Source organism: Sphingorhabdus sp. (assembly GCF_050921905.1).
Lineage (GTDB): Bacteria > Pseudomonadota > Alphaproteobacteria > Sphingomonadales > Sphingomonadaceae > Sphingorhabdus_B.
Window position 1 is genome coordinate 680,327 of the sequence record NZ_CP050888.1, and the last position, 26,354, is coordinate 706,680.

The window sequence follows — 26,354 nt, forward strand, 5'->3', positions numbered from 1 at the left end:
CTGAGGATGTCTCCGTGGGCGCACTAGGGAAGCTACATGGCCGTTTAATGTAGGCATTATGCTTTTTTGATATAATATTTATGACTAAAATATTTCGACGTTGTTGAATGTTTTTCGGAAATTCACATGGCATTGCACTTTTATGACATAAATATTGCAAGACTGTCATTAAAGTGTAACGTAGCAGGCTGGATGAGAAGGATCGTTATGAAAATGATGTTGTTGGGCGCCTTGATCGCCGGAACTATTTCAGTTGCAGCTCAGGCTAATCCGGGTGCAGTTGGCGAAATTTCATACCCAAAGGGCTCCATCGGATATGAGGCCCTCATGCGCGGCGATAATGAGCGCGCGGTCGCCCAAATCTTGGCCAGCGAGCAGGTCAGCAAGCATGACCCTGCAAAACTGCTTAATCTTGGACGCGCTTACGCTCGTATGGGGCAGACCGAGCAAGCAGCTGGCTATTTCAAGGCAGCGATGCAGGCTCGTGAAAGCGTGGACTTGGTTCTAGCCGATGGCCGCGTGATGAATTCCAAGGTTGCAGCACGCAAATCGTTCGCCAATCTGCAGACGCGGGTCGCGACGCGCTAGGCCACCGTCGCTGAAGTTCAAAATTGTTAAAGCTAAAAAAGGGCGAGCCGGACAGGCTCGCTTTTTTTTCGTTTGGAAACAGGGCCGCGGTAACAAGTGGCCTATAATTTGTCATATTACCGACGCAAAATATTCTCCCAACTGCAATGTGATACGCACAGCGTTGTCATAGGCGTCCCCTATTCGCGGCATGGTCAACGGGTGGGCCCTATGTTGATTCGTCGCTGGTCCGTTGCATCTGCCTATAATCGGGCAAGCCATATTTGTTGCGGAGAATAAGAATGTTTGACCCTAAATTGCGCGGGATCGTATATGCGACAGCAGCAGCCGTCCTTGTCACTGGCTGTGGCGCAGATGATATCGCGTCGCCAGGTATCGGTGGTAACATCACCATCAATAACCCTGCTGCCTCCTCCTCCTCCTCCGCAGCCGCCGGCAACTCCACCTCCGCCGCAGTTACGCCTGCAACGGGCTGCCCTACAATTTCCGACGCGCAGGGTTTGACCGATAGCGGCACTATTACGGGGCCAACCGGCACTTATCGCGTCTGCACCTTGCCAGCACAGATTAACACCAGCACTACTTTGCCGAAGATAACAGGCCTTTTGTATCGTTTGGGCGGTCGCGTTGATGTCGGTACCGACCAAGGCGCTTCGTCCACCAACACAGCAGTAACCCTGACCATTGCACCTGGCGTTATCGTTTTTGGTGGCACGGGCGTATCGTGGCTGAACGTCAACCGCGGTAACCGCATCAATGCAATCGGTACTGCCGCACTGCCCATCATCTTCACCAGCCGCGACAATGTTCTGGGCTTAAGCACCGATAGTTCTATCGGTCAATGGGGTGGTGTCGTTCTTAACGGTCGTGCGCCCATCACCGATTGTCTTGCACCAGCAGCCACACCAGGCACTGCCGCATGCGAGCGTCAGGTTGAAGGCGCAGTTGATCCAGCGCGTTATGGCGGTGCGAACTCTGCCGACAATAGCGGTCGGTTGAGCTATGTTCAAATCCGTTATTCTGGGTTTGTTTTGTCGGGTGACTCGGAGCTTCAGGCTTTAACAACGGGTGGCGTTGGTTCGGGTACGGTGTTGAACAACATTCAATCGTTCAACAGCTCGGACGATGCTGCCGAATTCTTCGGTGGCAGCGTAAACATGAAGTATTTCGTTGCTGTTGGCGCCGATGATGACAATCTCGACACCGACACCGGCGTTAAGGCAAACTTCCAGTATGTGATTGCAGTTCAACGTGAAGGCGCGGGCGACTCGATGATCGAGGCAGACTCGGATAATGCTCTGGACGGCAACACGCCGCGTCAGAATACTCGCGTTGCTAACTTTACCTTCATCCAGCGCAGCAACATTGGCAACCTTTCGGCAATCCTCCTTCGCGGTGGTACCGATTATTCGTTGGTCAATGGCGTCATCGCTAGCCCGAACACGTCCTGCTTGCGCATTAGCCGCCCGCAGACAATTTCGGCAACTGCGGACGCGAGCATAGATGAAGCTGGCGCGCCTTTGGTCCGCTCGGTTGTTGCTCGGTGTGGCACACCAGTATTCCGCGGTTCGAACGGCGTGACGGATGCAGAGGTTGCAGCGGTCTTCGGTTCGGGAAGCAATGGTAACAACAGCGCGTTCACGCCAAGCCTGACATCTTTGTTCATCAATGGTGCGAGCGAAACGGCAGTGAGTGCATTCAATGCGAGCACGTTGAATGCCTTCTTTGACGCAACGACCTATGTTGGTGCGGTGCGTGATGCCAATGACACCTGGTATGCTGGTTGGACTTGCAACAGCGCGACCGCCACATTCGGCACAAGCGTCACCGGGCTTTGCACCTCACTCCCTACCTTTTGATAGGAAATAACTGATTGGGGTGGGGTGCAGGCTTGGCCAGGCACCCCACCCCTTTTTTCAATATGAAAAAGGGAATGAAAATGTTGAAGCCATTGGGGGCAATCAGCCTGCTGCTTGTAACGTCTGCACTTGTCGCGCCGTCGTTGGCATTCGCGCAAAGCGCCGATCCTGCGGTGGCCGAAGCAGTAGAACCATCGGCAGAAGGCGCAACCACCGAGACAGCGGAACAACCTGCCGAACAGGAAGAGGTTGACGTATCGTTCGGCGGTGAAGAAATTGTTGTCCGAGGGTATCTGGATCGCAATATTTCAAAAAATGCACCGCAAGTTGTGTCGGTGCTTTCAGCGGCAGATATAGAACGGACAGGTGAAGGCGATATTGCGGGGGCTCTCTCGCGCGTAACGGGTTTGAGCGTCGTGGGTGGCGGCTTTGTTTATGTGCGTGGCTTGGGTGATCGCTATTCTTTAGCCTTGTTGAACGGGTCGCCATTGCCGAGTCCTGAGCCTCTGAAACGCGTTGTTCCCCTTGATCTGTTTCCGACAAGCGTCATTGCTTCGTCACTGGTCCAGAAAACCTATTCCGCCAACTTCCCTGGCGAATTTGGCGGCGGCGTGATCAATTTGACCACTAAAGCCATTCCGCGCGAAACCTTCCTGACGATGAGCGCCGATGCCAGCATTAACGGCGAAACGACTAATCAGCTTGGCTACACATATTATGGCAGCTCCTCCGATTGGAGCGGCTTTGACAATGGGAATCGTGATCTAAGGCCCGCTCTGGCAGGCTATCTTGCCAGTGGTCAGCGCATCAGTACCGGCGGCGTCGACACGCAAGCCATTGCAAGCCAGTTGGTGACAGGACGCAATGCCGTGGTGCAGCGTGACTATAATCTGCCAGCAAATGGTTCGGCAAATATTACCGGCGGTACCAATTTCGAAATTGGTGACGATGCCACAATGGGTATCTTGTTCAACGCTGGTTACAGCAACAAATGGCGTTCACGCGACACGTTGCAGCAGACGGCATCGACGCTTGACCTCAGTCAGAAAGAATTGGATTTTCAGAAGGTTATAACGGACAACCGCCTCGTTGTTAACGGCCTTGTTGGCTTTGGCATTGAAGCGGGCGAGCAAAAGGTGCGTTGGACCAATGTCTTCATTCGCGACACGCTGAAACAAGCGCGTCTCGGAATCGGTACGCGGCAAAACCTCTCGCCAACCGCGACATTGTTGCAGCAGGACACGGCATGGTATGAACGGCAGTTGGTTAATTCGCAACTTGTTGGCGAATTCAAGCTATCGCCTGACGTAAACTTCAGTTTCCGTGTTGGCTATGCCAATTCAAAGCGGGAAGCGCCAGATGAATTCAGTTTTGAATATTATCGCAGCAACCAAGCGTCAGATCCCTTTGGACAGGTTTTCATCAATCGTCTGAACAACGGACAGCAGGGCAGCGCTGAGGTAAGTTATTCCTACCTGAACGAGAACCTCTGGTCGGGAAGTGCTGATCTGTCGTTCAAGATCACGCCGGATATGACAGGTACGGTTGGTTATGCCTATGCTGACACCAAGCGCCGTACCGAGCGCCGTGACTTTTTGTTTACTGCGCCAGGCGGGACACCAATCGTTTCGGCACTTTTCCGTCCGGATTTCTTGCTGCAGCCTGACGTGATCGATTTTTATAAAATCACATTGACTGACACCAACGAAGCCAACCCAGTGTTTGACGCTGCTTTGCTTACCCATGCTGGTTATGGCCAGATTCAGGCCTTCATCACGCCTGAAATCAGCGTTAACATCGGTGTGCGTTATGAAAAGGCGACGCAATCTGTTGCGCCCGTGCAGGTTTTCAATGTGCCTACGGCGTCGTTAGCCTCCACCAGTCTTGACCGAGCATATTGGTTGCCCGCCGCGACATTGACGTGGGACATCAATGACCAAATGAAATTCCGTGTAAGCGGGTCAAAGACAATTGCCCGTCCGCAATTCCGCGAACTGATTTTCCAGAACTTTTATGACACCGATTCGAACCGCTTGTTCCGCGGCAACCCCTTGTTGACCGACAGCCAGTTGTATAACGCAGAGGCGCGTTATGAGTATTATTTCGATCGTGACCAACGCTTTACGGTAGCGGCATTCTTCAAACGGATTGACAGTCCCATCGAGTCCTTCTCAAGTTTTGATGATAACTCGGTTGTCACCAGCTTTGCCAATGCGCCAAAAGCGGATTTGTTCGGTGTGGAAATCGAAACACAGAAATATTTCGATCTGTCGGGCATCGGTGAAAAGGGCTTTTTCGCCACTCGCCGCGCAGTCGCAATCGTAAACTACACCTACACCCAGTCAAAGCTGGGCGTGAAGGCGGGCGACCCCGTTGCTGTGTTCAACTCATCCTCAACAAGCGCGCTCGATTTTTTCACCAATGGTTCGCCGTTGACTGGCCAGTCGGATCATCTGGCCAATCTGCAGCTTGGCTTGGAAGATACCGAACGTCTGTCGCAACAGACAATATTGTTCACATTTGCAACCGACCGGGTCACCAGCCGAGGCGCATCGGGGCAACCTGATATCAAGGAACGCCCCGGCATCCAGTTGGATTTCGTTGCACGCGAAGGCTTTACGGTTGGCGGTAAGGAGGCTGAGCTGAAGTTTGAATTGCGCAACCTAACCAATACAAAGTATCAGGAACGGCAGGAAAGCGGTGATAATGTGATTTTCTACAACCGCTACAAGCAAGGCATCAGCGCCTCAATCGGCGTCGAAATCAACTTTTAAGGGATTACAGCTCCCTGACTTACGGCGGCATGTTGTCATCAACGTGCCGCCTTTGTTTTGCCTATCGTGCAAGCTGCAGGCAGTGTTCGTCATGAAAATGTAATTTTAACTTCACTTTTAAGTCACAACGGCGTCTTAATCCCCCTGCAACGTGCGGAGTCGCAAGGGGGAATTGTGGCAGGATCATTGGCTGAAAGGGTTGGGGTGCAATCTCGTGCGCTGACGTTGCTACCTATTGGCAATGTCCTTATTGCCTTGATTGTCGTCCTTTTGGCTATTCAGGTGACGCGGCTTTTTTGGGTCGTTGTCATGCCGCTTGGTCCTCTTGCCGGATGGCGCGCGCCATCGGTCAGTGTTGTTTCACCATCGGCTCGTCTCGCGCTTTTTAGCGGCTTTGACCCTTTTTATCGCACCGATGCGTCCGCAGCGACCACACAAAATGTCACGGCTCTAAGCCTCGTGTTGTTTGGCGTGCGCGCAAATGAAAGTTCGGGAGGCGGTTCCGCCATCATTGCTGGCGCGGATGGTATCCAAAATAGTTTTGCCGTGGGTGAAGAAGTCGCGCCGGGCGTGACGTTGGACTCGGTTGCCTTTGACCATGTGATATTGTCGCGCGGCGGGGTCAAGGAGTCGCTTTATCTGGATCAGTCGGTTCCGGCGGAAACGGTCAGCCCCTCGGGATCTGCGCCGCAACCAGCACCCGCCTCGTCCGCCACGGGAGGGTTGAACGCACAAACGCTGCAAAAGGCCATTGGCTTTGCACCGCGTAACGAAGGGGGCAGGGTTACCGGCCTGGTTTTGAAGGCCCAAGACGACGGGACGATGCTTCGGCTCGCTGGATTTCAGGCAGGTGACATCGTTGTGGCCGTCAACGGTCGCCCTGTCTCATCCGCCACTGACGTCATAGCCCAATTCCGAGCCGGAGCCCGCATAAGCGTCGAAGTTGAACGCGGCGGTTCAAAGGTCCCCATCGCTCTAAATCTGGAACAATAGTGATCCGTAAATTCTCCTTATGGTTGGCGTGCAGCACGCTTATTTTTACCACGCCAGTCACCGCGCAGCAGACATTGAATGTCCGCGACGCCGACATCCGCGCTTTTGTGCAAGACGCCGCACGCGTTACGGGACAAACCTTCATCGTTGATGGCCGTGTCAGCGGTAAGGTGTCGGTTGTGACCGACCGCCCATTGTCGCGTTCGGAATATTTCGAAGTGTTTTTGTCGACATTGCGTGCAAACGGCCTTGTCGCCATTCCCATGCGCGGCGGGGGATATCGCATTCAGCCCTCGGACGGCGCGGCAACGCAGCCAACACGTGTAGGCAGCCGGGCCGAGTCTGCCAGCCAGTTTGTAACCGAAGTGTTCCGCTTGCGGTCGATTGACGCAACCACCGCGGTGGAAACGCTTCGTCCATTGATCAGCCGGGAAGGCTCGTTGACGGCGAACCGCAGCGCAAATAGCCTTGTGGTGGCCGATTATGCCGACAATATCCGCCGGATCCGCGATCTCATCCGCCAGATTGACCGCGACAGTGCAGCCACGCAGATTGTGACGCTCGAATATGCTGGCGCACGCGAAATTGCGACGGCATTGCAAGGATTGGCTGGCCAGGGCGGAGGCGAAGGCGCGCGTGCGCCGGTATCGATCGCTGCCATCGACAGCAGCAACGCAATCGCGTTGCGCGGCGACCCAACATCCGTCGCGCGCTTTGCCGAAATGGCGAAGCAATTAGATGCCCGTGCGCAATCTGGGGCGGAAATTCGTGTTTACCGGCTTGAGCATGCGAACGCCGAAACTTTACTTGAAACGGTCCAATCGCTGATTGGCGGACAAAGCGGAGGTGCGCGGGGCAGCGACATGCCGTCCGTGGCTGCATCTGCGAACGGCGGAGCGCCGGCTGCTCCATCCGCGCCCATCGTTGCTACATCTTCTGGCGTAGGCACGATCGGCATTGGCGGACGCGGGCCTATTGTTGTGACGCGTTATGAAGGCACAAATGCCCTCATCGTCGCTGCTAATCCGGACGTCCAGCGCAGCTTGGGCGAATTGATCCGGCAATTGGATACACGGCCTGAACAGGTTCTGGTGGAAGCCATTGTGGTGGAAATCGGCAATGAGGCCGCCAAAAAGCTTGGCGTGCAATTCCTCGTGGGGGGCAAGGACGCGCCTTTTGCAGCGACCAATTACTCCAACGCTTCGCCCAATATCCTGACAATAGCAGGAGCCGTTGGGGCCGAGGAGTTGACGCGCACGACGACGACTGTGAACGGCAACACCACGACCACCGGGACCAGCAGCGCCTTAGGTGATAGCCTGCAAGAAGCGGCGGCGGCATCTATTTTAAGCGCGACTGGTGGCTTTGGCGGCTTCGCCCTCGATATTGGTAACAATGCGATTTTTGGCACAATCATCAACGCAATTGCATCGGACACGGAATCAAATCTTTTGGCGACGCCGCATATCGTGACATTGAATAACCAAAAGGCGAAGTTTCTGGTCGGCCAAGAAGTGCCAGTCAGCACGGGCGAACAATTGTCCGCAAACTTTGAAAATGCATTCCGCACCGTGCAGCGTCAGGAAGTCGGCATTAAGCTTGAGGTCACGCCGCAGGTCAACGCGCAAGGCGATGTGAAGCTGTTCCTCAAGCAAGAGGTGTCGAGCGTTGCGGGCCCTGTATCTTCGCGGTCCAACGACCTTGTCCTCAACAAACGCGAATTCGAGACCACGTTGACGGTCGGCGATGGCCAATTGTTGGCGATAGGCGGGCTGCTTAACGATGACGAGCGCCGCACGATTGAGCGTATTCCGTTGCTCAGCGACATTCCGCTTATTGGTGAGCTGTTTAAGTCGCGCAGCCGCAGCCGAAGCAAAACGAACCTGATGGTGTTCATCCGGCCTACAATCTTGCGGACCCGGCAAGATGGTGATCGATTGACCGCGCGTCGTTATGATTATGTACGCGACATGCAACGGGTGCGTAATCCGGATATTGAGCCGAGCATCGATGAATTGCTGCGCGATTATATGGGCGCCACGCCGCCAACTGAACCAAATACGCGGGCGAACGACATCATGATCGGCGCAGACGGCAATCTGACGCGGCCGGCGGCAGGCGGCGCACTTGAACCCGTAGATGTGCCTGCGAGCGCCATATCGGCTGCCAGTGGGGATGGACAGTAATGACAGGTCCGCAAGGAACGTTGGAACGACAGGACGTGACTGACGCGGAAACTGACGCGCCCATTACTGTTGCCCAAATTACGCCATTGCTGGATCTGCCTTATGCCTTTGCCAAGGCGCACGGCCTAGTTTTGCGTCATGAGAGCAACGCGCGTTTAATCGTTGCCATGCGCAAAGGTGCAGATCCGCTCATGCTGCTGGAAGTGCGGCGCTATCTGGCGATGCCGTTCGATGTTGAGATAGCCGATAACCAGACCTTTGACCGCTATCTGTCCGACCATTATGCAATGGATGGAAGTGCAGCGGCAATGGCGGGTTCGATAGGCCATAACGACGGCGATCTGTTGTCCGATATGTTGCCAAGTGTCGATGATTTGCTCGACAGCGCAGACGACGCCCCCGTTATCCGGTTGATTAACGGCATCATAGCAGAGGCTGTGCGGCAAGGTGTTTCGGATATTCATATTGAGCCTTATGAAACTGGCCTCGTCATCCGTATGCGTGCCGATGGCGTGTTGCAGGAACGGCTTCGGCTCCCCGCCAATGTCGCGCCTGTTGTCGTTAGCCGCATCAAGGTCATGGCGCGGCTCGACATTGCCGAACGCCGCATTCCACAAGATGGCCGTATAGGCCTGACACTTGGGGGAAAGATGGTCGATGTGCGTGTGTCGACCTTACCCAGCCGTGCTGGCGAGCGCGTAGTTATGCGTATCCTCGACAATGAAAATGCAGGGATTTCGCTTGATCTGTTGGGCATGTCCGAAGAGACGCTAAAAATATTGCGCGAAGCATTGGCTGAACCCAACGGTATTATCCTGGTCACTGGCCCGACGGGTTCGGGTAAGACCACCACATTATACGCGGGTCTAAAGCGCCTGAATGACGGTTCCCGCAACATACTGACGGTTGAAGATCCGGTCGAATATGCCGTTGAAGGCATTGGCCAGACGCAGGTGAATGCGAAAGTAGGTATGACCTTTGCCGCTGGCCTGCGCGCGATTTTGCGGCAGGATCCTGACGTCGTCATGGTCGGCGAAATCCGGGACCGTGAAACCGCCGATATTGCTGTGCAGGCGGCGCTTACCGGCCATTTGGTGCTAACCACGGTGCACACAAATGATGCGCTTGGTGCCATAACGCGTATGCGCGATATGAAGGTTGAGCCTTTCTTGCTGGCCTCGACCCTGCGCGCCGTCATCGCGCAGCGGCTTGTGCGTCGCCTGTGTCCGCATTGCCGCCAAACGGTTCAGGCCGACGGTAATGCCGCGTCGTTGCTTGGTTTTGACAAGGGGACGGCAGTCTACAAGGCGGTTGGTTGCCCTGAATGCAACAACACTGGCTTTTTGGGTCGCATTGGCGTGTTTGAGGCTGTCCGGGTGGATGATACCATCCGTCGCTTGATCAATGACGGCGGCGATGAGGCCATATTGGCGCGCCATGCCTTTGTGAACCAACCCAATTTAAGTGCCGCCGCGCGCAAATTGGTGCGTAGCGGGGACACCACGCCAGAGGAGGCTATTCGCATTTCACGCCGTGAAGACATCGTTGATGCCTGAATTTGCCTATCACGCCATCGACCCTGACGGGCGCGAGCGGCGCGGGCGGATATCTGCGGCCAATGATGATCTGGCACGCGAAGCATTGGTGTCGAAAAAACTTTATATTGTGAGCGTTGCGCCTGCCGAAGTGCGGGCATCGGTGTTTGCCAGCCTGCCGCTGAAACGGCAGCCACGGTTGAACGCAAAGCAGCTGACATTGTTCACCCGGCAATTGTCTTCCTTGGCCCAAGTATCACCCTTGGAAGAGGCGCTGCGGACGATAAGTCGTCAGAGCGAGCAGCCAGTTGTCCGTCAGATATTGACCGGCGTTCACGCGGGCGTGGTTGAAGGCCAGCGTTTGTCCGAATCTATGCGGCGCGAAAGCAACAGCTTTCCGCCTTTGTATCGCGCAATGATCGCCGCAGGGGAGGGCGCGGGCACATTGCCGCTGATCACCGAACGGCTTGCTGTGCTCCTAGAACGGCAGGCGGAGATGCGTGGTAAGTTGATTGGCGCGCTTGCTTATCCGGCGATCCTGTCGCTCGTCGCGATCTTGGTTGTGATGGGGTTGATGGTGTCCGTCGTGCCGCGCGTGGTTGAACAATTCGACAATGTGGATCAGCAATTACCGCTGATAACGCGGATAGTGATTGGCATTTCCGCATTTTTGGCGAATTATTACTGGGTGCTGATCATTGTCGCCTTGCTGGGTGCTTTCGTTTTCGCGCAAGCCTTAAAACAGCCAGCTTTCCGTTTGGCGGTGGACCGCAATGTCCTGCGCATTCCGGTGCTTGGAAAGCTTTTGGGCAACTTGCACGCCGCACGCATGGCACGGACACTGGCCACCATGGTTGCAAGCCGCTTGCCGTTGTTAGAGGGCTTGCGCCTGACGGGGGGCACCATTCGCAATAAAGTGTTATCTGCTGCAAATGACGAGATCGTCGAATCCGTGCGTAGCGGGGGTAGCCTGTCCGGCGCGATGCGTGCCAGCGGTGTTTTTCCGCCTTTGCTCGTGTATCTCACGGCAAGCGGCGAGAGCGCAGGACAGTTAGATATCATGCTTGAACGTGCTGCCGAATATTTGGAACGCGAATTTGATAATTTCACCAGCACCGCTTTGTCGTTGCTTGAACCCTTGATCATTGTCGTCATGGGCGGCGTGGTCGCTGTCATCATATTGGCTATATTGCTGCCTATCCTTCAACTTCAAAATCTTACAGGACTGTAGACATGCTTCGCCTAATTTTTAATCTTTTGACTGATACCAGCCGCGCACCCGTCAGGTTCCGCCGCAAGGCAGTTCAGGCGCAACGCAACGGTTTCACCTTAGTTGAAATGATGGTGACTTTGTTCATTTTGGCGCTGCTGACGACGGTCGTGGCCATCAACGTGCTACCGAACCAAGACAAGGCCATGGTGCAAAAGGCACGGGCAGATATCGCAGTTTTGGGACAGGCTATGGAAACCTATCGGCTTGATAATCTGACCTACCCTGATGCAGGTGCAGGGCTGCAGGCATTGGTCACGCCGCCGACGACCGGCGCGCGGAGTGAAGGCTATATCAAGAAACTGCCTATGGACCCTTGGAACCGCCCCTATCAGTATAGCATGCCTGGAAAGAACGGCGCCTTTGACATCTATTCGCTGGGTGCCGATGGCGCACCTGGCGGTGAGAATGACGATGCCGACATCTACGGCGACTAAGCCGTCCGTCCGTAAAATCGTTCAGGGTAATGCGCGCGGCTTCAGCTTAGTGGAGCTGATGGTGGTATTGTTCATCATCGGCATTGCAAGCACGGCCGTTGTTATGACCGTACGCTCGCCTGAGCGCGGTGTGCGGGATGAGGCAGAGCAATTTGCCGCCCGTATTGCCGCCTTGCGCGATAATGCCATATTGCAATCGCGCAATATGGCTGTGACCGTGCGTCCGTCGGGATATGGCTTTGAAGCGCGCAATGATGGGAACTGGGTTCCGTTGTCCGAAGCCCCATTTTCAACAACCGACTGGAAACGTGGCACAACGGTTCAGATGTCCGGGGCGCGACAAATGCGGATTGCCTTCGACAGCACTGGCCTGCCGTCAAGCGCCGCCAATTTCGCGATCAAACATGACAATGTAACGGTCACGCTAAAGATCGCTGCTACCGGGGATATTCGCGTTGTCCGTTAAGCCTTCATTGCCGCGCAATGGCTTCACGCTATTGGAAATCATGGTTGCTTTGGCCATTTTCAGCCTCGCGGCCTTAGCGATGGTGCGCTTGCAGGGATATTCGGTACGCTCGACATCCAATCTGGGCGATAGCAATATGGCATGGCAAGTGGCGCGGAACGTAGCCGTGGAAATATTGTCCAACCCCGCGCCGCCAACTCTCGGAGAAACGCGCGGCGAAGAATTAAACGGCGGTCAAAATTGGAAGTGGATGGCGACAACGCGTCCGACCGATGACAGCCGTTTGGTGATTGTCGAGATCAACGTGGTCGGAACTGGCAACGCGGCAATCCGTAAGGCCCAGATGACAATTGCTAGGCCCGTTGAACAATGACCGAATTGCGACATTCAGAGGCCGGGTTTACGCTTATCGAATTGCTCGTGGCGCTTGCGATTTTTGCACTCATTTCGGTGGCTGGTGTCATGCTTCTACGTTCCGGCAGCGATACCCAAATTGCGGTAAAAAAGCGTCTTGAAGAAATGGCATTGTCGCATCGCTTGGCCAATGGTCTGGAAGGCGATCTGGCGCAGGCGATCGCGCGTCCTGTGCGAGATCAATCGGGCCAACCTGTCCCTACCTTCACCCAAGGAGAGGAAAGCGTTCCCGGCGCGCTATTTGGCTTTGTCCGGGCCGGGTGGTCCAACTTTGATGATGCGCCGAGGGCAGGGCTGCAACGCGTGGCTTATGTGTTGGAAGGTGGGGCGCTCAAGCGTCTAAGTTGGCCCATGCTCGACGGAACAGCCCCCACAGACGCTGCGGTCTTGTTGGAGGATGTAGCCTCTGCAAAGGTCGAATTTCGCGATAATACCGGTGCTTGGCGCGATGATTGGACTGCGGCCGATGCGGATGCTTTGCCGCGCGCTGTTGCCTTAAACGTCAATTTGGTCGGTAAGCCTGCACAACGCATGCTTTTTCTGGTTGGGCCGCAAACACGTGTTGCACTTCCGAGCGTTGAAAAAGGCGCAGCCGAATGATGCCGCAAAAGCCTTCGGAACGCGGCGCGGCGTTGCTGTCGGTCTTACTTATGGTGGCGGTGCTGGCTGTTATTGCGGCAACGACGCTTGACCGGTTACGTTTATCGAACAAATTGTCGGCCAATGGCAATGCGCTGGCCCAGGCGCGGATGTTTACATACGCGGCCGAGGCGATTGCCGTTGCGCGTATTGAGGACCTTGTTGCCCGCGATGCCGCGCAAACGACGTTATCGGGGGATTGGCTGGGCAAAGCGCAAGCCATTCCGGTTCCGATAGGGTCTGCCACCGCTGCCGTGCGTGATGCTGGCAATTGTTTCAATCTCAACAGCTTGGTGACCGAAAATGACGGCCGATACTTGGCCAGTGCGACGGGCCAAGGCCAGATGACGTCTTTATTGGTGGTGTTGGGCACGAACGAAAACACGGCGCGTGTTGTTGTTGCGGCGGCAGCCGACTGGGCGGACAGCGACATCACGCCTTTACCAAATAGCGTCGAGGACGATGGCTATCGTTCAGCAGCGACCCCTTATCTTACGGCGAACAGGCTTTATGCCCATCCAAGCGAGTTGCGCGCGGTCGAGGGCGTAACCCCTGCTATTTATGCCAAGTTGCAGGATTGGATTTGTGCGCTGCCCGATCCGGTTTTATCGCCGTTGAACGTCAACACTTTGCTACCCGAGCAAGCTCCGTTGTTGGCGATGCTATTCCCGCCCGGCAAGATGAATTTGACCTTAGCGCGCAGCTATCTCGCCAAGCGGCCATCTAATGGCTATGGCAGCCTCATTCGATTCTGGGCGGCGCCTGAAATTGCCGCCCTAGAACCGTCTCCTCTGGTTCAAGGGCAGGTAAAACTGACGAGCAATTACTTCCTTTTGAACACAATAGTGTCCTTTGGCGAACTTAAGCTTGCAGGACAGTCGATGATTGTCGCGTCGCCCGCGCCTGCGCGCGTTGTCTGGCGCAGTTGGGGGGAAGAGGAATGACATTGGTCATTACGCGATTCCCCACATCTGAGCGGGACGACCCGTCGGTATTTCGGGTCATCGAGGGCGTCTGGCAGGATGCAGGTGCGCTTTCCAACTTCGTGCCGACGCTTGACGACGTGACTGTCATGGCGCTTGTCGCGCCTGAAGATGTTCGGTGTCACTGGTTCACGCTGACCGATGTGCAAGGGCGTCAGGCCGAAACCGTCGCGAAACTGCGTGCAACCGAACAATCGCTTGGTCTTGTGCACATCAGCGCTGGCGCAGATTATGACGATGTTGTTGCCACAGCGACAATCGCGTCGGAGGTTATGCAGCGCGGGTTGGATAGGCTTGGCGCGTGCGGGCTAAACCCCGACATTGTCCTGCCCTTTGCATCATTGGTGCGTACCCATTCGGATGGCGTGTTCAGGGCCGAAATGAACGGCCTGTGCGTCCTGCGCGGTGCGCGATTTGCGATACCTGACGAAGCCGTGTTGCGCGATCTGTTCATTGGCGACGCGCAAGTAGAAAATATTGATGCCGACTCCCTTCGGTCCATGCTGCTTTCCGCCAGCACGGCGCCATTGCTCAATTTGCGTGAAGGCAACTTCGCAAAGCGGGAGCGCGCAAATTGGATGACCACAGAGCAAAAGATTTGGGTGCGGCGACTTCTGACCGCGCTCCTTATCGTGACAATGATGCTCACTATTGCGACCTTGGCGAAATATTGGACTGCAACTGCGTCTGAAAATGACGCCGCATTGGCTGCGGCACAGAAGATTGATCCGGCTATCCAGGATATCGATCAGGCCGAAAGCATGCTGGCCGCGTCGCTTAATCGTCAGGGCAAAACGCAAAGCAGCTTTGCGCCGCTTTCTGCGGCCTTGTGGCGCAGTGTGAAGGCTTCACCGAATGTGTCCGTGCGGGAATTGCGATATACGCCCGACGGCATATTGACCGTTGTTCTGGCGGCACCCACCGCAGATAACATCAACAAGGCTCTTGTGACCATTCAACAAGATGGGTTCCGCATTACGGCAACAGCGCGGCAAGACACAAGCGGCGCCACATTGGTTGATATGACTGTGAGGATGCCATGATGGCGGCGATACGCTTATGGTTTGCTGCGCTGACGCGGCGCGAGCAATGGCTCGTTGGTGTCGCGGGCGCATTGACCACTTTTGTGGTGGCGATTTTTGGAATTTTACTTCCCGTCCTGTCAACCATTGATCAATCAAAGATAGATCATGACGAGGCGGTGCAGCGGCGCGGGCGCATAATCGCCACGGTGGATGCAACGCAGAAGCAGCAGACAGGGCCGCGCTCTTCAGCAACGGCGGATATTGACCTGTTGATTGTCCAAAATGCGGCAGAAAACGGGTTCGATCTCGTTAAATCGGCCAATGGTGCACCAGGACAAATCAGCTTCCGGATTGATCAAGCACGGGCGCCAGCGTTGCTCGCGTGGCTGACCGAGCTTGAGGGCCAGAATGTTGCTGTGCGCAGTGTCGCCTTACGACCCGGCGCGAACAGCACCGTAACGGTGGATGCGCAGTTGCAGATGAACGCGCCATGAAGCGGCGCTTCGTCATTGCTTCGGTCGCAGCTTTGGCTGTCGCGACGATATTATTCATGCCCTTGCGGACCATCGTCGCTGGCGACGGGGTAACCGCACGCAAGGTTGATGGTATCATTTGGGACGGGTCCATCCGCGACCTGCGCCTTGGCAAATTGCCGTTGGGCGACGTCAATGCACGTTTGTTGTTATCCCCATTATTTATGGGCCGGGTAGAGATATTGCTGTCTCGGGGCAACGCGCAATATGTGCCTGGCATAACCGGGTCTGTATCACGCGGCATAAGTGGTGTGTCGGTCAACAATCTGTCCGCTACTTTGCCAGTAGGTGCGCTGTTCGCTCCGTTTCCTGCCGAAAATATTCAGTTTGAGGGCTTTTCTGCGCGCTTTGCTGCTGGCAAGTGTATGGATGCTGGCGGGCAAGTCCGGCTGACTTTGTCCGACACGATGCCGGGACTTAACTTACAGAATGGGATGCTTGGTCAACCCCGCTGCGACGGTGCACAATTATTGCTGCCCTTGGTCAGCCAATCCGCAATGGAGCGGACGGACATCCGTTTGTCTGCGGACGGTTCTTATACCGTGGCGGTTACGCTTGATGCCGACCGTGGCGACCAGGCGGCGGTGTTGAACATTGCCGGGTTCCGGCCAGTTGCGGGTGGTTACCGCCTGGACCAAAAGGGCCGGTTCTGAGCGCGTTCCTGACGTCATTGGGCGATATGATATTCGCTTTGCCCTTTTGGTATCAACTTATGCTTGCCATGATATTCGGCGCAATCTGGGGTAGCTTTGTTGTGGCCTTATGCAGTCGCTGGCCACGCGGGGAACGGGTATCGGACGGCCGGTCGCATTGTGACCATTGCCAAACGACGCTTGGGGCTAAAGACCTCGTGCCGATATTGTCTTATCTATGGCTTCGCGGCAAATGCCGATACTGTGGGCAATCCATAGGAATAAGCGCACTCTATATTGAACTCGTCTCCGCCGCGATTGGCCTATGCGCAGTCTTATTCTTTTCGGGTGGTCAAGCCGTGGCGGCGGCGGTGTTCGGTTGGGTGCTGCTACCGCTCGTCATCCTCGATTATCAGAAACTGTGGTTGCCCAATCGACTGGTTTTGGCACTGGCATTGGCGGGTGTCTGCGTTGGCCCGTTTCTGAAGCCTGAGACTGGCTGGCCCGACCGCATTTTGGGTGGTATTTTCGGATTTCTTGCATTGGAAGCGATCCGGCAGGTCTTTCGAAAGCTGCGCAACGTCGAAGGCATGGGTGGAGGCGACCCCAAATTGTTCGGAGCCATTGGGCTCTGGCTCGGTTGGCAGGGTCTGCCGATAACTTTGCTTTTGGCAACTATCTTCGGGTTTCTGTTTGTCGCGGCTGCCTATACGCTATCCAAAAAGAGCGCCCGACAGCTACCTTTCGGGGCGTATTTGGGAATGGCTGCCTTTTTGATTGTCTTGCTGCTGGACGGCCAGTCGGCCTAGCGCTTCAGATTATTGTGCAGGTTCGGCGGGTGCGGGCGTTGCAGTCTCTATTTCGGCCTTTGCGTCGGCTTCAATCAACTTTGTGGCTTCTTCGGCGGCTTGTTCGATAGTCAGCTTTTGTTTGGCCACTTCATCTTGTTGCGAGGTTGCAGGCATACCCCCCTCAGCGTTTGCAGTATCGGGCGTTGCCGTCGTATCATTGCAAGCCGCAAGCATGGCCAACGCAGATATCAGTAAAACAGCTTTCTTCATTGCGCTGGTTCCGGCTTTAGTTCGCCCTCATAATTTGCCAGATAGGCCAAAGTTACCACCCAAGCGGCCACGTTTTGACGCAATTCGGCCTTATCGACCTTGTCCAACGTATCATCCGGCGTGTGGTGGAGGTCGAAATATTTTGTTCCATCTTGCTGCAAGTCCACGATACCAAGTTTTTGTGCTTCGATGATTGCGCCGATGTCCGCGCCGCCGCCCGCCAGTTCTCGGCGGGGGACCACGCCCAAGGGTGCAAGCGCCGAAACGATCTGCGTACGCACCTCATTTGCACTTTCAGCTAAGCGGAAATCCACAGCCCAGATTTTGCCTGCACCGAAGTCGGATTCCATGGCCAAAGCATGCGGTTCGTTGGCGTGCTTCGCTCCATAGTCACGGCCACCCCAGATGCCGACTTCTTCAGCCCCGGCCCAAAGTAAGCGCACGGTGCGCTTTGGTTGGCCCATGGACTTCAGATGCTTGGCGGCCGCACCGATGATGCCGCAACCCGCCGCGTCATCAATCGCGCCCGTGCCAAGGTCCCAGCTATCCAGATGGCATGCAATGACGATAATCGGCAATTTCGGGTTGGACCCGATCACTTCGGCCAGCACATTGCCCGAGGTCTGCATGCCTATATTCTGCGGGGTAAGCTTCAACTTCATGCGCACAGGCTTCCCGCGCGCAATCATCCGTTCAAGGTTCTCCGCGTCGGGAATGGACAATGCGCCTGCCGGAATAGGGGTGACGCCAGGTTCGAAATTGGTGTTCCCGGTATGCGGGTTGCGGTGATAGTCGGTGCCGATGGAGCGGATGACGATGGCCGCCGCGCCTTTCTTGGCAGCAATATTAGGCCCGACAAAGCGGGCAGGGCCAAATGCGCCATAACTGCTACCGTCCTGCGTTGCCCTCATATTGTGGCTGACAAAGGCGATCTTGCCTTTCAGGCTGCCGTCTGGCGCAGCGCGCAAGTCGTCGATGGTCGGGAAATAGACGATCTCCGCATCCAATCCCGCCTCGCCGGTGCTGCCGCTATTGCCCAATGCGGCAACTGCCAACTTCTGGGGAAATGGCACGGTGATTTCAGCGGTCTCTTCGCCGCGCACCCATGTCGGCATCTGATATTCTTCAACGCGGACATTTTCGAAGCCCAACGCCTTTAATTTGTTTACCGACCATATCCGCGCGCGCGCCTCTGCCTCCGTGCCAGCCTGCCTTTGGCCAATCTCGGTCGTGAGGCCCTCTACGATGTCATAAGCGATGTCGTCGGATTTTAGCGCCTTGTCGCGCAATTCTGCGACAGAAACCGGCTTCGTGCTATTAGGCGCGGCAATGGCGATTGACGATGTGAGGAACAGCGTGGAAGCTGCGGCGAACAGAGCTAAATTTTTCTTCATAACGCGCAGGCTTAATCGGATCGTGCAGTTTTGCAATCCCGCCTTGCGAGGAAAGCTGCGGATAGCTAGGGAAGCGGCCAAATCAAAGTAACGCAACACAGGAACCGATCCCCATGGCAGCGCAATATAGCTACGTAATGAAGGGAATGACCAAAACCTTCCCCGGCGCGAACAAACCGGTGCTCAACAATATCAATCTGCAATTCTACCCGGATGCAAAGATTGGCATCGTCGGACCAAACGGCACGGGTAAGTCGACACTGATGAAAATCATGGCGGGCATGGACACCGAATTTACAGGAGAAGCATGGCCCGGAGAACATATCCGCGTTGGTTATCTGGCGCAGGAGCCTGAGCTGGACCCCAACAAAACGGTGCGTGAAAACGTCATGGATGGCGTGCGTCCGGTGGCGGATTTGGTCGATCGCTTTAACGAAATTTCAACGATCATGGGCGACCCGCCCGAAGATGCCGATTTTGACGCATTGATGGAAGAAATGGGGGCACTTCAGGAAAAGATTGATGCCGTCGATGGTTGGTCTCTGGATAGCCAGCTTGAATTGGCCATGGACGCGCTGCGGTGCCCGCCCGGCGATAGCTCTGTGACCAGCCTTTCGGGCGGTGAAAAGCGCCGGATCGCGCTTACTAGATTGTTACTTGAAAAGCCTGACATCCTGTTGCTCGATGAACCTACCAACCACCTTGACGCGGAATCGGTGGCGTGGCTGGAAAAGCATTTAGTCGACTATAAGGGCAACGTCATCCTCGTAACCCACGACCGCTACTTCCTCGATAATGTGGTGAGCTGGATACTCGAGCTCGATCGTGGTCGCTATTTTGTCTATGAAGGCAATTATTCGACCTATCTTGAGAAGAAGGGCAAGCGCCTCGAGCAGGAATCGCGTGAAGATGCGGGGCGTCAGAAGGCTATCAAGGACGAGCTGGAGTGGATTCGGCAAAGCCCCAAGGCGCGTCAGACAAAATCCAAAGCGCGTATCAAATCCTTCGACCAATTGGTTGAGGCGCAAGAAAACCGCACCCCCGGCAAGGCACAGATCGTCATCCAAATCCCCGAGCGCCTTGGCAGCAAGGTTATCGAGGTTAAGCATGTCACCAAGGCCTATGGTGATAAATTATTGTTCGAAAATCTGTCCTTCACCATCCCGCAGGGCGGAATTGTTGGCGTTATTGGGCCAAACGGCGCAGGTAAATCAACACTTTTCCGTCTGATTACGGGTCAGGAAGTGCCGGATTCCGGTGAAGTGGAAATCGGCGAAACCGTGAAGCTTGGCTTTGTCGACCAAAGCCGCGATGACTTGGACCCCAACAAAAATGTGTGGGAGGAAATCTCCGGCGGCGCGGACTTTATGAAGCTGGGCAAGCATGAAACGCCAACCCGCGCATATGTCGGGGCGTTCAATTTCAAGGGCACGGACCAGCAGAAAAAGGTTGGCCTGTTGTCCGGCGGTGAACGCAACCGCGTACACATGGCAAAGATGTTGAAAGAAGGCGGAAACGTGCTTCTGCTCGATGAACCGACCAATGATTTGGACGTCGAAACGCTGTCGGCTCTTGAAGAAGCGCTGGAAAGCTTCGCCGGTTGCGCCGTGGTCATCAGCCATGACCGCTTCTTCCTTGACCGTTTGGCCACGCACATATTGGCTTTTGAAGGTGACAGCCATGTCGAATGGTTTGAGGGCAACTTTGAATCTTATGAAGAAGACAAGATTGCCCGCCTTGGCGACGAAGCCACGCGTCCGCACCGTGCAACATACAAGAAGATGACACGTTGATGATGGCATGAAATCACACGCCTCGTCACCGGTTTTAACAGAAGTTCAGGTGACGAGGATATGTGGCCTTATGGGATAAGCCAGCGACCCGCCCATGAATTTTGCAATGCGTCCCATTGCCAGCGCGCACGCCGGTGGCCGGAATTGGCAAGATACAGCCATTCGATTGTATCAACCTCAACCAACAAAGCCGCAAAATTAGCGCGATAGCCCGCCAGATGATTTTCTTCAGGTTGTTTGCCCGCGATCCAATCGGGCAAACCTGACGAAGGTTCAGCCAAGGGTGTTCCTGGAGAAGCCTCGGCCATGTAACAACGCCGTGCAAATGGCGTTGATGCCGACCAAGCCATGTCGGCAAGGTCGCCTGTGGCCGTGAAATGTGTTTTTCCCGACATCCGGATTTGAACCTTTGCCGCCGGGTCATAGATCAACACGCTGGTCGCCGGATTCTGACGCAGTTGTTCCGCTTTTGTCGAACGCGAGTCGGTATGAAACCGCAGCGTGCGTGCATCTCGCGAGACATCGCGCAATATCATGATCCGCAATTGCGGCATCCCCAACGCATCGACAGTGGCCACTGCGGGCATATGAGACGGGCTGTTGCGATTGGTCACACCAGCGTCGATAAGGCTCCATGCTTCTTCAAAACTTAACGCGAGATCATCATAATAAGCGGGGAAGCTGACGGGATCGTTCATTGTACCTCAAAACTGTCGTTCTCATTATTTAGAACGTAAAGATTACCGTCGGATATGCCAAAATAGGCACCGTGTAGCTTTAATTGCTCCGATTGTTCGCGTGCCGCAATAAAGGGAAAACTTCGCAGGTTGGCGAGGCTGACGCGGATCGCCTCCAACTCCAGATCGCGTTGCGGGTCTTGCGACGCGGATGCCAGCACCTTGTCGCGGGCAGGGCGGACAATATCCACCCAGCTATCGATGAAGCTATACCCGGCGTGTCCCAGGTCGCCGCCCTCCAATGATGCTTTAATGCCGCCACATTGCGCGTGCCCAAGAACGACGATATGACGCACCTCAAGGCCCAAAACACCAAATTCGATTGCCGCAGATACCCCGTGCAACCCGCCGCCGGTTTCATAGGGCGGAACTAGGTTCGCCACATTGCGCAATGCGAAAACCTGGCCCGGGGTGGTATCAAATACCGTCGCAGGGTCGACCCGGCTATCGCAGCAGGAGATGACCATGATTGGCGGTGACTGTCCGTCGCTTGCGAGCGCGTCATAGCGCGCCTTTTGCCGCACATACGCGTCCGATTTGAAGCGACGATATCCGTCAACCAAGACGCCAAACTCAGGCATTAGAAACGCTCTCCTCGGACAACTTGAACGTCGCCGACGGTTAACAACATGCCATAGCTATCCAGCAAGGGGGCAATTGCGTCAATTAGCTGTTCCGTCTTTGTGTCTGACGCGATGGCCAGCACGATGGTCTTAGCACTGGCACCCGTGACGTCGTCATGCTGCCATTCGCCCGCACGTCCACCGCCAGAGTCCACGTGAATGAGGCTCCATCCTGAAATGTCCACGGCTTTCAACTTGCTGACAATACGCGGGACAAGCGGCGTATCGACCAGGATTTCAATACGTTTACGCGGGACGGTTTGTATCATTAGGTCATCCTAAAGCTTGGGCAAGGGCAGCGAAGATACTGATGCCAAAGATGATGTTGAACGGAAAAGTGACGCCGAGTGACATGCTGAGATAAATGCCCGGGTCAGCCTGGGGCAGGGCAAGGCGCATTGCCGCCGGAACCGCGATGTAGGAAGCGCTTGCCGCCAATATGCCAAGCGCCGCTGCTGAAGCAACATCAAGGCCAATGACCGTTCCAACGACGGTGCCAATTGTGCCGTTTACCAAGGGTAACAAAATCGCCAAGAAAACTAGCCGCAACGTCATCTTGCGCGATTGAACGAGGCGGCGTGCCGCAATCAGGCCCATATCCAGAAGGAACAGGCACAATACACCGCGAAAGCCGGTATCGAACAGCGGCTTGACGGCTGCGAACCCGTCGCTTCCGGCAATCGCGCCAATGACGAAGCTGCCGACCAGCAACATCACCGAGGCATTGGTAAGCACCTCATGCCATGGCGTCGCGTTGCTTTCACCAGAGCTTGTGTCACCCCGGCGGGCGAGCATCAGGCCTGTTATAATGGCTGGCGTCTCCATCAGCGCCAGAACAGCGACCATATATCCTGCCGGGCTTAAGCCTTCGCCGGTTAGCAATTCTATAGCGGTTACAAAGGTAACGACGCTGACCGAACCATAATGCGCGGCAACCGCGCCCGCGTCGACTTTCGACAATTTGCCGATGCCGCGTAACAATGCAAAAGCAAGAACAGGCAAAAGGAAGCTTAAAGCAAGGCCAGCGGCAGCAGCAACCATGACTTCTGTGGTGATTCCGCTCTTGGATACCTCAACCCCGCCTTTCAAGCCGATTGCGGCCATCAAATAGATAGACATCGCCTTGGCGAACGCCTCTGGAATAGTAAGGTCGGATTTGAGAATAGCAGCAATAAAGCCGAGTACAAAAAACAGGATCACCGGCGAAGTAAGGGTATCAACTATCATCTTGGCCCCTTTGCGAATTTTGCAACCCATAGCAGGCAAGTTGCAGTTGGCAAGATGGCGCGCTACGTCTATTCGAGCTTCATGAACGCTCCGATCAACATGAACGCTCCGATCAATATGCCCGAACGCCCGGTTAGGGAACGCAAGCCCGACTGGATCAGGGTTAAAGCACCGACCAGTGCCGGGTTTAATGAAACGCGCCGCTTGATGCGTGATCTCAATTTGAACACCGTGTGTGAAGAAGCGGCCTGCCCCAATATCGGCGAATGCTGGACCAAGAAACACGCCACCGTGATGATACTGGGCGATGTGTGCACAAGGGCTTGCGCATTTTGTAACGTGAAAACCGGTATGCCGCGGGCGGTTGACCCGCTTGAGCCGGAGCATGTGGCGATTGCTGCGGCCAAGATGGGCCTTGAGCATATCGTTATTACGTCTGTTGACCGAGACGATCTGCCCGACGGTGGCGCAAGCCAGTTTGTAAAGGTGATTGAGGCATTGCGGCGCAATACGCCTAACACCACAATCGAAATCCTAACGCCCGATTTCCGCAACAAGGCGCAGGCGGCGATTGAGGCAATCGTTACAGCCCGCCCCGATGTGTATAATCACAATCTGGAAACTGTCCCGCGCCTGTATCCGACCATTCGGCCCGGCGCGCGTTATTACGCTTCGCTGCGTTTGTTGGAAACGGTTAAGCGACACGATCCGTCGATTTTTACGAAGTCTGGCGTGATGCTCGGGCTGGGCGAAGGACGGATGGAGGTGCATCAGGTGATGGACGACATGCGCAGCGCGGACATTGATTTCCTGACGATGGGCCAATATCTGCAGCCAACGCCAAAGCATGCCAAGGTTATGGATTTTGTTACGCCAAGTGCATTCGACGCTTATGCCGCCATTGCGCGTGCCAAGGGTTTTTTATTGGTTGCGGCAAGTCCACTGACCCGGTCCAGTTATCATGCGGGTGATGATTTCGCCAAGATGCGCGACGCACGTGCGGCGCAACTCGCCAAGGTGCGCTAAGGGTTTCGTTCACACATGCCGCACCACCATGAACGCCGCAGCCTGCCGCATAATGCGGCGCAAATGTATGATTTGGTGGCGGACGTCAGCCGCTATCCTGAATTTCTGCCTTGGGTCAGTGCCATCCGTATCCGGAAGGATGAAGAGAGCGAAATGCTGGCGGACATGATTGTCGGGTTCAAATCGCTTCGGGAAACGTTCAGCAGTCGCGTGCTGAAGACCCCTAAATCATCGATCATCGTTGATTATCTCGATGGCCCCATGAAGCACTTACACAATGCTTGGACGTTCGAGGATGTCGAAGGCGGCGGCTCAATTGTCGACTTTACCGTCGAATTCTCGTTCCGTAACCGCGTGTTTGAGGCGCTGGCCGGTCAGTTTTTTGATTCGGCTCTCCGCAAGATGACAACGGCGTTTGTTGAACGTGCCGACGCGCTTTATGGTGCTGGCGGAAGCAACAACTCCAACGCATGAAGCGTTGCAAAGGCACGGATATCAGCGCGACTTTTGTCTGAGCCAAAAGATTTGTGATCCCCCACCACCTCTTCCGGGTTTTGACCTTTGACCGCTACTGCAAAAACTACGGTGCCAACGGGTTTGCTGGCGGTCCCGCCGTCTGGGCCGGCCACACCGCTTATCGCGACGGCGACGTCCGCGCCGCTTTTTTTCAGCGCACCTTGCGCCATGGCCCATGCGACGCCGACGGATACAGCGCCGAATGCATCGATGATGTCTTCATTTACGCCCAGAAGCTTAATCTTCGCGTCATTACTATAGGTAACAAAGCCATAGCCAAGGACAGCGCTGCTGCCCGGAACTTCGGTGATCGCGGCTGCGACAAGGCCGCCGGTGCAGCTTTCCGCGATTGCGACCATTCGTCCCGCAGCTTTGTTTTCGGCAACAACGCGCGCGGCCAGCTCGGCAATCTCGGTGGGTAAGACGGTGTCCATATTCAGATTTTCTCAAAATTTGCGGTCGCTTGCGCGGCGATGCCTTCGCCGCGACCAGTAAAACCAAGCATTTCGGTTGTTGTTGCCTTTACCGATATGCGATCCACATCAACAGACATTATTTCTGCCAGCCGTTCGCGCATTTTTCCCCGGAAGGGCCCGACCTTTGGCTGTTCGCAGATAATTGTAACATCGGCATTTGACAGCTCAAAGCCATCTGCGCGCGCTAGCTTTATGGCATGCGCAAGGAACCGATCGGACGACGCACCGCGCCATTGCGGGTCGCTTGGTGGGAAATGATCGCCAATGTCTCCCTTGGCAATGGCCCCCAATATGGCGTCGGTCAGCGCATGCATGGCAACATCGGCATCGCTATGGCCATCAAGACCCCTGTCATGGGGGATCAGCACGCCGCATAGCCATAATTCGGCGCCTGGCACCAGGCGGTGGACGTCAAAACCATTTCCGCTTCGGAATGTGGGCATGCTGTTTCCTGCAAAATCGCTTGAGAAGGTAAATTTATTGAGCGCCTCCGCGCCCGGCACGATACGCACGTCGCTTCCCTGCGCCATGAGCATGCGTGCATCGTCAGTTGGTTCTGCGCCCGTCCAGCTTTGGTGGGCCGCATAAATGTCCTGAAAAGCAAAAGCCTGTGGCGTTTGAATACGCCATAGATTTTCGCGTGCGACGGTTTCGGACAGTATATCCGTGCCGCGTGAAAGGCTGTCAACGACGGGGAGGGCGGGGACAGCACCGGGCGCAAGCGACAATGCGTCCAACAGGTCGTTGATGACGTTAGCAGGAAGGAAGGGCCGTGCAGCGTCATGGATCAACACCTGGTCAACCGTTTGCTCAGTGGCAATCGCCTTTAACCCCAAATAGACGCTTTCGCGGCGTGTCAGCCCGCCTTGTAGAAGGATAGGTTCTTTGAGATCTGCTAACGCAGCTACCGCCTCTGCTTCTTGGCCCGCACCAACCACCACATAGACTTGGTCAATGGCAGGGTGCGCCGCCAATGTCGCATAGCTGTGCCACAGCATAGGCTTGCCGCGCACGAGGCGAAACTGCTTTGGCTGCGCGCCGCCCACGCGGCTACCTGAGCCTGCGGCGACGATGAGTGCAACGATGGTTGGTCGAGATGCCATTTGGGCGCTCTAGCGACAGCAGACTTGCCCGCCAAGCTGAAAGCGGGTAACGGCCTGCCTAAAT

Annotated in this window: 27 protein-coding genes; 19 read left to right on the forward strand and 8 right to left on the reverse strand. The window is 55.4% G+C overall.

The features are described from left to right. Nucleotides 1–213: 213 nt before the first annotated feature. The 16 genes from HEQ18_RS03320 to HEQ18_RS03395 all read left to right on the forward strand — a co-directional run bounded on the left by HEQ18_RS03320 (nucleotide 214) and on the right by HEQ18_RS03395 (nucleotide 17,143). The gene (locus HEQ18_RS03320) at nucleotides 214–588 is read left to right on the forward strand and encodes a hypothetical protein (protein WP_432815501.1); all 375 of its coding nucleotides are present in this window, start codon (nucleotides 214–216) and stop codon (nucleotides 586–588) included. Nucleotides 589–869: 281 nt separating this feature from the next. Beyond that, entirely contained in the window at nucleotides 870–2,447 is a 1,578-nt protein-coding gene (locus HEQ18_RS03325; protein WP_432815502.1) for a hypothetical protein, read from the forward strand. An 80-nt stretch (nucleotides 2,448–2,527) separates the two neighbouring features. Next, nucleotides 2,528–5,221: a TonB-dependent receptor domain-containing protein gene (locus tag HEQ18_RS03330; RefSeq protein ID WP_432815503.1), complete on the forward strand. Its 2,694-nt coding sequence runs from the start codon at nucleotides 2,528–2,530 to the stop codon at nucleotides 5,219–5,221. A 174-nt stretch (nucleotides 5,222–5,395) separates the two neighbouring features. Further along, entirely contained in the window at nucleotides 5,396–6,214 is an 819-nt protein-coding gene (locus HEQ18_RS03335) for a type II secretion system protein N (RefSeq protein WP_432815504.1), read from the forward strand. Next, nucleotides 6,214–8,400, forward strand: a complete 2,187-nt coding sequence (gene gspD / locus HEQ18_RS03340) for a type II secretion system secretin GspD (protein WP_432815505.1) — start codon at nucleotides 6,214–6,216, stop codon at nucleotides 8,398–8,400. Before HEQ18_RS03335 ends, gspD begins: the two co-directional genes overlap by 1 nt. Further along, a complete protein-coding gene (gene gspE / locus HEQ18_RS03345; protein ID WP_432815506.1) occupies nucleotides 8,400–9,956 on the forward strand; it encodes a type II secretion system ATPase GspE in 1,557 nt (518 codons plus the stop codon). The genes gspD and gspE overlap by 1 nt, the downstream gene beginning before the upstream one ends. Beyond that, nucleotides 9,949–11,166, forward strand: a complete 1,218-nt coding sequence (gene gspF, locus HEQ18_RS03350) for a type II secretion system inner membrane protein GspF (RefSeq protein WP_432815507.1) — start codon at nucleotides 9,949–9,951, stop codon at nucleotides 11,164–11,166. Before gspE ends, gspF begins: the two co-directional genes overlap by 8 nt. Before the next feature lie 2 nt (nucleotides 11,167–11,168). Further along, nucleotides 11,169–11,642, forward strand: a complete 474-nt coding sequence (gene gspG / locus HEQ18_RS03355) for a type II secretion system major pseudopilin GspG (protein WP_397605366.1) — start codon at nucleotides 11,169–11,171, stop codon at nucleotides 11,640–11,642. Beyond that, on the forward strand, nucleotides 11,614–12,108 hold the full coding sequence (locus tag HEQ18_RS03360; RefSeq protein WP_432815508.1) for a GspH/FimT family pseudopilin: 495 nt from the start codon (nucleotides 11,614–11,616) through the stop codon (nucleotides 12,106–12,108). Before gspG ends, HEQ18_RS03360 begins: the two co-directional genes overlap by 29 nt. Next, nucleotides 12,098–12,481, forward strand: coding sequence for a type II secretion system minor pseudopilin GspI (gspI, locus tag HEQ18_RS03365; RefSeq protein ID WP_432815509.1), 384 nt, complete (start codon nucleotides 12,098–12,100; stop codon nucleotides 12,479–12,481). The genes HEQ18_RS03360 and gspI overlap by 11 nt, the downstream gene beginning before the upstream one ends. Further along, nucleotides 12,478–13,122, forward strand: a complete 645-nt coding sequence (gene gspJ / locus HEQ18_RS03370; RefSeq protein ID WP_432815510.1) for a type II secretion system minor pseudopilin GspJ — start codon at nucleotides 12,478–12,480, stop codon at nucleotides 13,120–13,122. The genes gspI and gspJ overlap by 4 nt, the downstream gene beginning before the upstream one ends. Next, the gene (gspK, locus tag HEQ18_RS03375) at nucleotides 13,119–14,105 is read left to right on the forward strand and encodes a type II secretion system minor pseudopilin GspK (RefSeq protein ID WP_432815511.1); all 987 of its coding nucleotides are present in this window, start codon (nucleotides 13,119–13,121) and stop codon (nucleotides 14,103–14,105) included. Before gspJ ends, gspK begins: the two co-directional genes overlap by 4 nt. Further along, the gene (locus HEQ18_RS03380; protein ID WP_432815512.1) at nucleotides 14,102–15,187 is read left to right on the forward strand and encodes a hypothetical protein; all 1,086 of its coding nucleotides are present in this window, start codon (nucleotides 14,102–14,104) and stop codon (nucleotides 15,185–15,187) included. Before gspK ends, HEQ18_RS03380 begins: the two co-directional genes overlap by 4 nt. Further along, nucleotides 15,184–15,663, forward strand: coding sequence for a type II secretion system protein GspM (gene gspM, locus HEQ18_RS03385; RefSeq protein WP_432815513.1), 480 nt, complete (start codon nucleotides 15,184–15,186; stop codon nucleotides 15,661–15,663). The genes HEQ18_RS03380 and gspM overlap by 4 nt, the downstream gene beginning before the upstream one ends. Continuing rightward, nucleotides 15,660–16,355 (forward strand): type II secretion system protein N, encoded by a 696-nt coding sequence (gene gspN, locus HEQ18_RS03390; RefSeq protein ID WP_432815514.1) that lies wholly within the window; start codon nucleotides 15,660–15,662, stop codon nucleotides 16,353–16,355. The genes gspM and gspN overlap by 4 nt, the downstream gene beginning before the upstream one ends. A 26-nt stretch (nucleotides 16,356–16,381) precedes the next feature. Continuing rightward, nucleotides 16,382–17,143: a prepilin peptidase gene (locus tag HEQ18_RS03395; protein WP_432815515.1), complete on the forward strand. Its 762-nt coding sequence runs from the start codon at nucleotides 16,382–16,384 to the stop codon at nucleotides 17,141–17,143. Nucleotides 17,144–17,152: 9 nt separating this feature from the next. Here HEQ18_RS03395 and HEQ18_RS03400 read toward each other — a convergent pair whose 3' ends face one another. Together HEQ18_RS03400 and HEQ18_RS03405 are read right to left on the reverse strand one after the other, a co-directional pair. Beyond that, complete coding sequence (locus HEQ18_RS03400) at nucleotides 17,153–17,395, reverse strand: hypothetical protein (RefSeq protein ID WP_397605375.1); 243 nt, start codon at nucleotides 17,393–17,395, stop codon at nucleotides 17,153–17,155. Beyond that, nucleotides 17,392–18,789 carry a M28 family peptidase gene (locus HEQ18_RS03405; RefSeq protein WP_432815516.1) on the reverse strand — a complete coding sequence of 466 codons (1,398 nt, stop codon included), beginning with the start codon at nucleotides 18,787–18,789 and terminating at the stop codon, nucleotides 17,392–17,394. Before HEQ18_RS03405 ends, HEQ18_RS03400 begins: the two co-directional genes overlap by 4 nt. A gap of 113 nt (nucleotides 18,790–18,902) precedes the next feature. On the opposite strand from HEQ18_RS03405, the gene ettA reads away from it, so the two are divergent. Then, entirely contained in the window at nucleotides 18,903–20,582 is a 1,680-nt protein-coding gene (gene ettA, locus HEQ18_RS03410) for an energy-dependent translational throttle protein EttA (RefSeq protein WP_432815517.1), read from the forward strand. 68 nt (nucleotides 20,583–20,650) lie between these two features. Here the strand turns inward: ettA and HEQ18_RS03415 are convergent, their stop codons facing one another. The 4 genes from HEQ18_RS03415 to HEQ18_RS03430 are packed head-to-tail and all read right to left on the reverse strand — an operon-like array spanning nucleotide 20,651 to nucleotide 23,169. Then, a complete protein-coding gene (locus HEQ18_RS03415; protein ID WP_432815518.1) occupies nucleotides 20,651–21,280 on the reverse strand; it encodes a pyridoxamine 5'-phosphate oxidase family protein in 630 nt (209 codons plus the stop codon). Further along, nucleotides 21,277–21,900, reverse strand: a complete 624-nt coding sequence (locus HEQ18_RS03420; RefSeq protein WP_432815519.1) for a carbonic anhydrase — start codon at nucleotides 21,898–21,900, stop codon at nucleotides 21,277–21,279. Before HEQ18_RS03420 ends, HEQ18_RS03415 begins: the two co-directional genes overlap by 4 nt. Then, nucleotides 21,900–22,211, reverse strand: a complete 312-nt coding sequence (locus HEQ18_RS03425) for a P-II family nitrogen regulator (protein WP_397605380.1) — start codon at nucleotides 22,209–22,211, stop codon at nucleotides 21,900–21,902. Before HEQ18_RS03425 ends, HEQ18_RS03420 begins: the two co-directional genes overlap by 1 nt. Before the next feature lie 4 nt (nucleotides 22,212–22,215). Then, nucleotides 22,216–23,169 (reverse strand): sodium-dependent bicarbonate transport family permease, encoded by a 954-nt coding sequence (locus HEQ18_RS03430; RefSeq protein WP_432815520.1) that lies wholly within the window; start codon nucleotides 23,167–23,169, stop codon nucleotides 22,216–22,218. A 99-nt stretch (nucleotides 23,170–23,268) separates the two neighbouring features. On the opposite strand from HEQ18_RS03430, the gene lipA reads away from it, so the two are divergent. Both lipA and HEQ18_RS03440 read left to right on the forward strand, forming a co-directional pair. After that, complete coding sequence (gene lipA, locus HEQ18_RS03435; RefSeq protein WP_432815521.1) at nucleotides 23,269–24,195, forward strand: lipoyl synthase; 927 nt, start codon at nucleotides 23,269–23,271, stop codon at nucleotides 24,193–24,195. A gap of 15 nt (nucleotides 24,196–24,210) precedes the next feature. Then, the gene (locus tag HEQ18_RS03440; protein WP_432815522.1) at nucleotides 24,211–24,669 is read left to right on the forward strand and encodes a type II toxin-antitoxin system RatA family toxin; all 459 of its coding nucleotides are present in this window, start codon (nucleotides 24,211–24,213) and stop codon (nucleotides 24,667–24,669) included. Here the strand turns inward: HEQ18_RS03440 and HEQ18_RS03445 are convergent. Further along, complete coding sequence (locus HEQ18_RS03445) at nucleotides 24,633–25,145, reverse strand: CinA family protein (protein ID WP_432815523.1); 513 nt, start codon at nucleotides 25,143–25,145, stop codon at nucleotides 24,633–24,635. The two genes, HEQ18_RS03440 and HEQ18_RS03445, sit on opposite strands and share 37 nt — an antisense overlap. A gap of 2 nt (nucleotides 25,146–25,147) precedes the next feature. Then, complete coding sequence (locus tag HEQ18_RS03450) at nucleotides 25,148–26,290, reverse strand: bifunctional 2-C-methyl-D-erythritol 4-phosphate cytidylyltransferase/2-C-methyl-D-erythritol 2,4-cyclodiphosphate synthase (RefSeq protein WP_432815524.1); 1,143 nt, start codon at nucleotides 26,288–26,290, stop codon at nucleotides 25,148–25,150. Nucleotides 26,291–26,354: the final 64 nt, after the last annotated feature.